Below are 9,679 nucleotides of genomic sequence, written 5' to 3'. Positions count from 1 at the left end.
GGCCCGCCGAACCGCTTCCCCTGTGACATAAGTCATATCCCCGCGGGCGGCGGGCCGGTAGATTGTAACCTTGATGGTATGAGGCAATTTTGTGAGGAATTGCCCATGAGTACAGCAGGCCGCGAAGGATGAAAAACTGGGAGCACTCCGCTTCGGGCGGGCTCAACGGGCGCGCCGGCGGCGTGCGCTCCCGGAATTTTTTCGAGGGAGGTGCAACCCGATGAGGACCGAACCGATCAGAGCCGATATGCTCCTGCCGGATGTCGTCTCGCGCTACCCGGCCACGCGAGCCGTGCTGGATCGCTACGGGCTCCGTGGCTGTGGGGGACCGACCGGACCTCGTGAAACGATTGCCTGGTTCGCTCGACTGCACGGCGTGCCGCTCGAATCACTCCTGGAAGAGCTGAATCGGGCGGCTGCTCAAGTTCAGCCCGGAGAGCTTGCCTTTCGGCCATCGCTGGCAGATACGATCTATCGCCCGTTTTTCCTGGCGGGACTGGCAACCGTAATGACGCTCGGGTGCTTTTGGGGAGCGATCAATCTCTTCCTCATCGGCGTCCGCCAGGATTTTGGCGGAGTGGCGTACTCGGCGGTGCTCGCGCATGGCGAGGCGATGGTGTTCGGGTTCGTCGGCTTCTTCATCATGGGATTTGCCTATCAAGCGTTTCCTCGATTCAAGCAGACGACGCTCTGGCGGCCCCGTCTGGCTTTCTCGGCGCTGCCGATTATGGCAGCAGGGATAATTGGACAGACGGCGGGCCACCTCGGAGCCCCCAGGCCATTCTTTGTCAGGCTGGGACTCGTGAGCGGAGGACTCATCATCATAGCCGCGGGCGTGTTCATCACGGCGATCGTCAAGACGCTGCGACAGAGCGGCAAGCCAGAGCCGTTCGACCGATTTGTCCTGGCGGCGCTTGGCTGGTTCGGATTGTCGGCATTAGCCAACCCCATCGTCTTCTGGCTCTTTGAAACGGCCCGCACGCGAGAGCAGTTCCTCTTTCGCGTGGCGACGTTCAATATCCCCTACCGCGATGTGCAACTGCTGGGGATTGCCGTCGTCATGATCCTCGGCGTGTCGCTGCGGTATCTGCCGCACGCTTACGGATTCCGGGAGCCGAGCCCACGCTGGCGATCATTTCTCTTCTGGGGAGTGAACGCGGCCATTGCTCTAGGGGCGATTGCTTTTATCGCGGGCATGACGAGCCGCTCTCACGCGGCATTGGCGATCCCAGCTCTCACGGCGGTCGTCTTGCTCATCGCCGCGGCAGGAACGCCGCGACAGTTTCGACTCTTCAATCCCGTCCCCGAAAGCGAGCGGGATCGCGGCGTGAAGTTCATCCGGGCGGCCTATGTCTGGTTCATCATCGCCACGGCGATGCTCGCCCTCATGCCTGTGTACAACTTCGGCCTCTACCAACCGCTCACCGGGGCGCAGGTACCTTTCTCCCACGCTTACTTTGGCGCGTATCGGCATGCGCTCACGGTCGGATTCATCATGATGATGATCGTGGGGGTGTCGAGTAAAGTCGTGCCGACGCTCTCCGGTGTGGACCCGCGGCGCGCGCCCTCGCTATGGCCGACGTTCTGGCTGTTGACTGTAGGCAATGCCCTGCGCATCACCACACAGATTGCGACGGACTTCGAGCCGTCGGCATTCAAGGTGATGGCGGTGTCAGGATTCCTGGAGGTGGCCGGATTGGCCTTTTGGGGAGCCGAGTTAATCGCCAACATGCGCGAGGGACGGCGATGGGAGCAGTCCCGCGGACCTGTCAGCTCGATGACAGAGCCGTTTGTCCTCGCACCGCAGACGAGGGTGGGAGACGTTCTCCAGCGGTATCCCCAGACGCTGGACGTTTTCCTGCGGCATGGTTTCACGCCGCTCGGGAACCCCGTGCTGCGACGGACGATGGCGCGGGTGGTGACGCTGGAACAAGCCTGTCGGCGCGAAGGCATCGCTTTGGATGCGCTGATGGCCGATCTCGAGCGCGTCATCGCCGCCGCTCAGCCATCCGCTTCTGTGCTGGCTCAACCTTTGACGTCGAGGTACGAAGTATGAGTTCAGATTCTCCCAGAACGGATGTCACGCGGGCGGAGCCAGCACCGGCGACGTTCCTCAAGCTCCTCGATGTTCATGCCCGGCTGAACGAGCATTTCCTTCAGCATCAAGAAGCACTGCTGGCGCTCGATCTCCCGCTTGCGCTCGAACGCTTGCGCGCCTATCGCCGAGAGCTTCTGGCGCACATGCGCCCGGAAGAAGAAATCTTGCTGCCCCGATACGTAAAGGGCGGCGTGCGACCCGGCGGGCCGCTTGAGCTTTTCCTGGGCGAGCATCGGAAGATGCTTGAGTTTCTCGACCGCTTCGAGGCCACGCTGGAGCGGCTGCTCTCTGAACCCGGCGATGTCCGGCGCGCGATCATCTCGCTCTTTGACGAACAGACAATGTTCAAGCACCTGGTCGAGCATCACGATCTCCGGGAGCGAAACATCCTCTATCCGGCGCTGGACGAGATGACAAGTGAATCGGAACGCCGTGATCTGCTCGCCCGCTGCGGCGGCTGAATTTTCAGTTGCTCGCGCCGTGTGAGCGATAGGCGCGCTCCCGGGATAAAAAGTCTGCTTGGACTCGAACGCACTGGAAAGTATAATCCTCGTCGGAGGTGGGGATATGGCGGTGCGAGTCTTCACGGCGATCCTTCACAAAGAGGAAGATTTGTACGTTGCAGAATGCCCTGAAGTGGGAACAGTGAGCCAGGGATACACCGTTGAGGAAGCTCTTGGCAATCTCAAGGAGGCGACAGAGCTATACCTGGAGGAATTTCCCGCGCCTGAAGTAACGCGACCTTTGGTGACGACCTTCGAGGTGTCTGTTCGTGGTTAAACTGCGCCGGGTGTCGGGCCAAGAAGCCGTCCGAGCACTGGAACGGCTTGGTTTTGTGCAGGTGCGCCAGCGAGGCAGCCATGTTGTACTGAAAAAGCAGACCCCTGAGGGTGAGGTGGGATGCGTTGTACCACTGCACCCCGAACTGGCAATCGGGACGTTACGTGGAATCCTGAAACAAGGAAGGTCTCGCCTGATGAGTTTATGAGTAACCTGTAGGCAATGACTGCCATCCATCGCGGGAGATATCGAAAGTCCGACATATCTCCACCGGGAAATGTGCAAACGTTAGTCTGAGGTATCCCCGGCTCCCCGCAGAGTCCTACGGTTCATCAACGGCGGATAAGCGTGGAGAAAAAAGGATTCCGATCATCGCCTCGCTCGGAGCGCCGTGATCTGCTCGCCCGCTGCGGCGGCTGAACCCTCGCCCTTCTCATCTTGATGACGATCTCCAGAACACTACTGCGGCATCGTTCCCTTTGGTCTGTTTCGTGGGCCGGGAGGAAAGAAAGAACCATCGGTTCACCGAAGGGAGGGGGGCGCGACTTGGGAGAAGCGCCTTCATTGCTGTACCCGGTTTCCGATCCTGATCAGATGGAGGTCACCAGACCGGGGCAAACGTGACAGAGATTTTATGGTCGGGTAGGATTAGTCATCCGTTGCTGATCATCGGAACAGAAAAGGAGGAGAGCGCGGTGACTCGCATTGCCATTGTGGTATCGGGTGGGAGTTTCAACAACATCTTCCAGGTGAGCACGCTCATTCGCACGCTGGCTGCCATGCCGGGGACTTCGATTCGTGTCTTCTTTCGGGATGAGGCGGTGATTAAACTCACCATCGCTCGAATCAACGAGTACAACTTCTCCGAGATGGTTCGCGATCAAGAATCTGCGATTATCGAGCGGTTGAAAGAAGCCGAGTTCACGGACCTCCAATCCTTCCTCAGGGATTCTAAGGAGCATGGCGATGATGTGAAGCTCTTTGCCTGCACGTCATCCATGTATATGTACGGGATCAGTGAGGGCGATTTGATCCCGGAAATTGATGAGCCGAAGGCGCTCGGCGATTTCCTTCGGGAAGATGTCGCCGGGGCCGATCAAGTCTTCACGTTTTGAGCCGCATGGGATCACGGGCACTGTCTTCGAGCGGACTCGCGCCTGATCTCTGATTTCCTGTGAGGGCCGATCGAACGGTCGAGAGGGGATGATTGGTATGCCGGGATTGTCAGGTTCTGTCTTCGGTCGCTCTTGAGCGATGGTGTTCGCTCCGACCGCTTGTCACCGGGTGAGGGGCGGTAGTAAACTCTGCCGCTGAGCCAGAGATCTTATGAGTCAGAGAGAGATATTCTCCGTTGGAGACGTAATCGTTGGCGGCGAGGACCTGTTCGTCATCGCCGGACCCTGTGTCATCGAAAGCGAGACACATGCGCTCAAAATGGCGGAGAGCCTCCGGCGCATCACCGACGAGCTGTCGCTGCCCTTCATTTTCAAGGCCTCCTACGATAAGGCCAACCGATCCTCCATTCACTCCTTTCGCGGACCGGGTCTGGAGGAGGGGGTCAAGGTGCTGCAACGCATCAAGCGTGAGGTGGGCGTTCCAATTCTCACCGACGTTCATGAAACGACCCACGTTCCGCTGGCCAGCGAGGTCGCCGATGTGTTGCAGATTCCCGCGTTTTTATCCCGGCAGACGGATCTCATCGTGGCGGCGGCCCGGAGCGGGCGCGCCATCAACATCAAGAAGGGCCAGTTCCTCGCTCCCTGGGAGATGAAAAACGTCGTGGAGAAGGCGACCTCGGTTGGTTGCCGCAAGATCATTCTCACCGAGCGGGGAACGACCTTCGGCTATAACAATCTGGTAGTGGATATGCGGTCGTTGCCGATTATGCGGCGACTGGGCTACCCGGTCGTGCTCGACGTGACGCACGGGTTGCAACTTCCCGGCGGATTGGGCACGACGAGCGGAGGCCAATCGGAATTCATCGAGTATCTCGCACGGGCGGGTGTCGCCTGCGGCGTGGATGGCGTCTTCATGGAAGTGCACGACAATCCCGCTGAAGCCCTCTCGGATGCGGCGACGGCTCTGCCGCTGGAACGATTGGCTCCGCTGCTGACAATGTTGAAACGCATTCATGAGCTGGTGAAAACAGTTCGGTGAGGGGCGGGATGATTGCGCGGACACGGAAATCACTTCGTCGGCGATGGTCAACGGCAATGATCATGGGCCTGTTGATTCTTGGAACGGAATGTCGGGCTGCCCCGGCGAGTCCCATGAGCCAGGCCGTGGCCCCTCATCTGCTGCTCCGACTCGACCGGTATGAGATCACCATTCGCCTGTCGGTTCTCGATGGAAAGGCCGATGTTCAGGCTGCGCTCACCGTAACGAATCCTTCATCGCAGCCCGTCGGTCGCATGGTCGTTCGCATCGGCGAGGGAGCGGAGATCAAGGAAATTACCGTCGGCGGGGCAGCGGTGCGCTTCACAACCTCGAAAGATGATGTGGCGCGCGTTCTCACGATCGTTTCCTGGGAGCTGCCGGAGCCTCTCGCGCCCGGGACGACGGCCCAGGTCGTAATGCGTTACGGTCTCACCTACGAGGAGGCGACATCCCGCGCAGCCATTATGCCGGACGAGTGCATCCTGCTGCCGGAAAGCTTCTGGTTCCCGATGATTCACACCCCCTTCCAGGTGGATTTCAATGTGGACACGGCCCCGGTCACGCTGACGGTCATCCTCCCATCCTCGATGAGTGTCGTCGCACCGGGGTCACTGTCGGCGGAAAAAGCCGACGGCGATCAGAAAACTGCAACCTTTACCGACGGCGGCTTCGGCCAACCGATGTTCATCGCCCGTGAGTTTGAGACCGTTGCCGGAGCGAATAACGGTATCCAGTTTTACGTGCCCAGGGGATTCACCCTGACCGATCCGAAGACGCTGGAGGGTCTGGCCGGGGAGATCAGTCGAATTCTCGATTTTTACCGAACTCTCTTCGGGTCATCCCCGCAGGGGCCGATTCGGGTTGTGGCTTCGTCGCAAATGTCCGCCTACGGCGGGACAGGATTTCTCCTTCTTGATGAGCGGGCGTTTGGGCGAAAGATCCTTGACGAGGACACGATCTTCTTTCTGGCCCAGTCACTCTCGCGGATGTGGCTGTCCTCGCGCGTGCGGATTGATGGAGCGGGTCACGCCGTTCTGCACGATGGATTGCCGAGTTATCTGGCGATGCTCTATTTCGAACGACGGTTTGGGGCTGAGGGACTGAGCCGAGCCCTTGAGCGGTTTCGGCGAGGGTATGCGGCGATTGTCACAGGCGGAACAGCCTACGATGCGCCTCTGCTGCGACAGACGCTGCTCAACCGGCAGTATTACACGAGCGTCTACAATAAGACGCCGCTCGTTTTCCGGTTGATCGAAAAGCGCCTGGGACGCGAGTCGCTTCTTGCAGTGGTGAAGAGTCTCTTCGCTTCGCCAGGATCGGTCGTGACATACGATCAGTTCCAGCGGGCGCTCATGGCACGGGGTTCGGAAGCACAACTGATGCCCGTGATCTCGACCTGGCTCGGCGATGTCATCCTTCCCGATTTTGCTGTAGGAAAGCCCGTCGAGGAAGCAGGGAAGTGGACGGTTCAGGTGGCCAATTTTGGCACCGGTGATCTCGAGGTGGATGTGGAACTGGTGACCGACAGCGGTCAGCGGCTCCGACAATCGGTCAAAGTGGAAGCTCAGGGATACGGTCAGGCCGTCTTCGCCGTGAGCGGCCAGCCCGTGCGTGCGGTGGTGGATCCGGATCGGTTGTACCTTCAGGCCGATTACACCAACGACGAGTGGCCGCGCAAACCGGCCACTGACAAATTGGTCAGTCAGGGGATCATTGCCCTCAGCCGGTCGGAGCTGACGGATGCCGAAGCTAAACTCCGGGACGCCGTGACGGCTGATCCCCATCAGGCATTGGCGCGAGCGGCGTATGCGCGGGCGCTGGCGCTGCTGGGCAAGCTCGACGAGGCGGAAGCGCAAGCCCGCGAATCGCTTCAGAGAGAGCCGCTCACCTTGGCTACGTATGCATCGGCCTGCCTGGCCCTTGGAGAAATCTTTCTTGCTCGGAATCAGCCCGCGGCCGCTGCCGATTATTTCCGCCAGGCGACACTGACGCTGGCCGAAGAGGCCGGGCCGCTTCTGGCCGCGCGCGACCGCCTCATTCGCGCCGAGTCAGCGGCCAATCGTCTGCCTGCGGGAGACCGATCCGTCCGCGATTTCCTCTCAGAGTTCGATGGCGCCGTGTCCAGCGGACGACCGGCCAACGTCCGCGACCTGGTCACGCCGCAAAATCTCAAGCGATTTGTTACCGGTGTGACCTTCCTCAAGAGCTGGAAGAGCGAGGTCCTGCGGGCTGAGCCGCTCGATCAAAACCGAATGATCCTCGACGTGCGAATCGCCGCTGTCACCGGCACAAATGTCGAGCGGCAGTCGCGCGCCGTCTATATCCTCCGCCGCCGTGGCAGCGGGTGGGTGGTTGATGATATTCCCGTCTTTCTCGAACGGTGAGGGAGAGGCGATGACGTTCGTGGCGTGGGAAGAGGAAGGACTATGATCGGCGACACCGAGCTGAGACGTCGGGCCGAACGGGTTCGCTTGATTCTGATGGATTGCGACGGCGTTCTCACCGACGGACGCATCATCCTTCTCCCCGAGGGGGATGAGATCAAGTTCTTCAGCGCGCTCGATGGGCAGGGGCTGAAACTCGCGGCCCGCGCCGGATTGCACACGGGGATCATCACCATTCGGCGTTCGCGCGCGCTCGAACGCCGGGCGGCCGAACTTCACGTGCACCACCTCTATCAGGATGTGAAGGACAAACTGGAAGCCTATTCTGCCGTGCTCGCCGAGGAAGCGGTGACCAATGAAGATGTCGCCTACATCGGCGATGATTTGCCCGACCTGCCTCCGATGAGACGCGCCGGTCTGGCCATCGCCGTCTGCAATGCCGTTGAGGAAGTCAAGCAAGCCGCCCACTACGTGACGCGCGTCCAGGGAGGGCAGGGAGCTGTCCGCGAAGCCATCGAGCTGATCCTTAAAGCTCAGGGGAAGTGGGAGAGCCTGCTGGCCGAGTATCGGCGGTGATCGCCGCCCTGTTGTGCCATCCCCTATCAACGTGGGAGAAGATAGCCGGACGGCGTGTTTTCCACCGATTCGCGCTCGCTAGCTCGCGGGCGCAGTCCTATGGTATAACCTGATTTGCCGGCTGCGGAAAGTACGATGAACATTGATCGGAAGCTCATCAGCGAGATCACGGATGCGATTCTGGCCAGGCTCCAGCAGGTGGAGCTTATCGAGTGTCCGAGTCCCTCGGAGTGTTTTCTCAAGCAGCCCGAGGATCTCCGCGCCGTCATCGCTCTGGGAGGCGAGCGATTGGGCGGCAAACCCGAACCTGCCGATTCCGCCCTCGATCTGGCCCGCTATATTGATCACACGCTGCTCAAGCCGGAGGCGCAACGAAGCGAAATCATCCAGATCTGCGAGGAGGCGCTGCGCTATGGGTTTGCCGCGGTGGTCGTCAATCCCGTGTGGATTCGGGAAGTCGCGGCGCGATTGCGGGGCTCCCCGGTGAAGCCCTGCACGGTTGTGGGGTTTCCCCTGGGAGCGACGCTGCCCGACGTCAAAGCCTACGAAGCGCGACGGGCTATCTTCGACGGCGCCCGCGAAATTGATATGGTCATCAATATCGGCGCCTTGAAGTCAGGTGAGGATGAGCTGGTGGAACGGGACATTCGGCTGGTCGTCGAGGCCTGCCACGAACATGATGCGCTTTGCAAGGTCATCATCGAGACGGCCTTGCTCACGGACGAAGAAAAAGTGAAAGCCTGTCTGCTGGCCAAGCACGCGGGGGCGGATTTCGTCAAGACTTCGACCGGTTTCAGCAAAGGAGGGGCGACGATCGAGGACGTCGCTCTCATGCGCCGGGTGGTTGGTCCCGAGATGGGCGTGAAAGCCGCCGGTGGCATCCGCGATGCCGAACTCGCCCGGAAATTAATCGCGGCGGGTGCGACCCGCATCGGGGCAAGCGTCGGCGTGAAGATCGTTCAACAAGCCCGTCATCCCGAGCCTTTCCAACACCTCAACCCTTCCCGCTACTGAGTCCTCCCAACAAGGTCCTGATAGCACACGAAGGCAAGAGAATGCCGATAAATTCACGCAGAGATGGGCTGACCTTCCCCTGGAGACGGCCATTCAATAATTGAATGCACAGGGGTAGTAATCACAAGGGGAACTCCATCTGCCCTCTCGACACCTCCTGCGAGGGGCATCCTGGTGCAGATCTGTTGAGCTGGACACCATATTGGCCAACACCCACGAACAGGACCAGGTTGGACGTCAAACCAGTGTGGTCCTTCTGGCTCGCAAACATGGGACACGCCCACGTCTTTGCTGCCAGAACTCTCTTCGAAAACCCTTATCGTCGGTGCTTCCGCTCTGTAGTATGTGGGTTCATCAAGAAGCGTCCGTGGGGTGCCTTGAGCGAAAGGGGTAGGAACATGTCATAGCCTTCGACGTGGGCTCAGGTGAAGGACTCAAACTCACCGAAAAAGCCGACAGCACCAAGGGAACTACTTTCCGTCAGACAGCCATACCCTCCATCCTCTGTTGCCGAAACTCGCGATCTCAGGGTCTCGGAGCCTTCCGGGGCACGGACTTCAGTGTTGTACGGTAGCCTTCAGGCTGAGAGGTTGTCGGGTTGTACCGCATGTAGACGATCTCCATGGAGTGCCCGGGGGCTGCCTCGGCAATCTGCCGGAGATCTTCCATG

Annotated in this window: 8 protein-coding genes and 1 pseudogene; all 9 read left to right on the top strand. The window is 60.0% G+C overall.

Features of this window, described 5'->3' with window-relative positions:
* Nucleotides 1-220: 220 nt before the first annotated feature.
* The 9 genes and pseudogenes from VNM72_11575 to deoC all read left to right on the top strand — a co-directional run bounded on the left by VNM72_11575 (nucleotide 221) and on the right by deoC (nucleotide 9,009).
* Nucleotides 221-2,056 carry a DUF1858 domain-containing protein gene (locus tag VNM72_11575; GenBank protein ID HXF06037.1) on the top strand — a complete coding sequence of 612 codons (1,836 nt, stop codon included), beginning with the start codon at nucleotides 221-223 and terminating at the stop codon, nucleotides 2,054-2,056.
* The gene (locus tag VNM72_11570) at nucleotides 2,053-2,559 is read left to right on the top strand and encodes a hemerythrin domain-containing protein (GenBank protein ID HXF06036.1); all 507 of its coding nucleotides are present in this window, start codon (nucleotides 2,053-2,055) and stop codon (nucleotides 2,557-2,559) included. Before VNM72_11575 ends, VNM72_11570 begins: the two co-directional genes overlap by 4 nt.
* A gap of 106 nt (nucleotides 2,560-2,665) precedes the next feature.
* Nucleotides 2,666-2,878, top strand: coding sequence for a type II toxin-antitoxin system HicB family antitoxin (locus VNM72_11565; GenBank protein ID HXF06035.1), 213 nt, complete (start codon nucleotides 2,666-2,668; stop codon nucleotides 2,876-2,878).
* Nucleotides 2,871-3,097 (top strand): annotated as a pseudogene (locus tag VNM72_11560) (type II toxin-antitoxin system HicA family toxin). The gene VNM72_11565 and the pseudogene VNM72_11560 overlap by 8 nt, the downstream one beginning before the upstream one ends.
* Nucleotides 3,098-3,573: 476 nt before the next feature.
* Entirely contained in the window at nucleotides 3,574-3,993 is a 420-nt protein-coding gene (locus VNM72_11555; GenBank protein ID HXF06034.1) for a DsrE family protein, read from the top strand.
* A gap of 211 nt (nucleotides 3,994-4,204) precedes the next feature.
* On the top strand, nucleotides 4,205-5,035 hold the full coding sequence (gene kdsA / locus VNM72_11550; protein HXF06033.1) for a 3-deoxy-8-phosphooctulonate synthase: 831 nt from the start codon (nucleotides 4,205-4,207) through the stop codon (nucleotides 5,033-5,035).
* A gap of 8 nt (nucleotides 5,036-5,043) precedes the next feature.
* The gene (locus tag VNM72_11545; GenBank protein HXF06032.1) at nucleotides 5,044-7,419 is read left to right on the top strand and encodes a hypothetical protein; all 2,376 of its coding nucleotides are present in this window, start codon (nucleotides 5,044-5,046) and stop codon (nucleotides 7,417-7,419) included.
* A gap of 42 nt (nucleotides 7,420-7,461) precedes the next feature.
* Nucleotides 7,462-7,995 (top strand): HAD hydrolase family protein, encoded by a 534-nt coding sequence (locus VNM72_11540; protein ID HXF06031.1) that lies wholly within the window; start codon nucleotides 7,462-7,464, stop codon nucleotides 7,993-7,995.
* A 288-nt stretch (nucleotides 7,996-8,283) separates the two neighbouring features.
* Nucleotides 8,284-9,009 (top strand): deoxyribose-phosphate aldolase, encoded by a 726-nt coding sequence (gene deoC, locus VNM72_11535; GenBank protein ID HXF06030.1) that lies wholly within the window; start codon nucleotides 8,284-8,286, stop codon nucleotides 9,007-9,009.
* Nucleotides 9,010-9,679 lie beyond the last annotated feature (670 nt).

It is taken from the genome of Blastocatellia bacterium (assembly GCA_035573895.1).
Lineage (GTDB): Bacteria > Acidobacteriota > Blastocatellia > HR10 > HR10 > DATLZR01.
This window is presented reverse-complemented; position numbering and strand designations above follow the sequence as displayed.

What these genes read in the sequence shown, in the direction of transcription:
- VNM72_11575 (HXF06037.1), top strand. Translation starts at nt 221, where the DNA reads ATGAGGACCGAACCGATCAGAGCCGATATGCTCCTGCCGGATGTCGTC.
- VNM72_11570 (HXF06036.1), top strand. Translation starts at nt 2,053, where the DNA reads ATGAGTTCAGATTCTCCCAGAACGGATGTCACGCGGGCGGAGCCAGCA.
- VNM72_11565 (HXF06035.1), top strand. Translation starts at nt 2,666, where the DNA reads ATGGCGGTGCGAGTCTTCACGGCGATCCTTCACAAAGAGGAAGATTTG.
- kdsA (HXF06033.1), top strand. Translation starts at nt 4,205, where the DNA reads ATGAGTCAGAGAGAGATATTCTCCGTTGGAGACGTAATCGTTGGCGGC.
- VNM72_11545 (HXF06032.1), top strand. Translation starts at nt 5,044, where the DNA reads ATGATTGCGCGGACACGGAAATCACTTCGTCGGCGATGGTCAACGGCA.
- VNM72_11540 (HXF06031.1), top strand. Translation starts at nt 7,462, where the DNA reads ATGATCGGCGACACCGAGCTGAGACGTCGGGCCGAACGGGTTCGCTTG.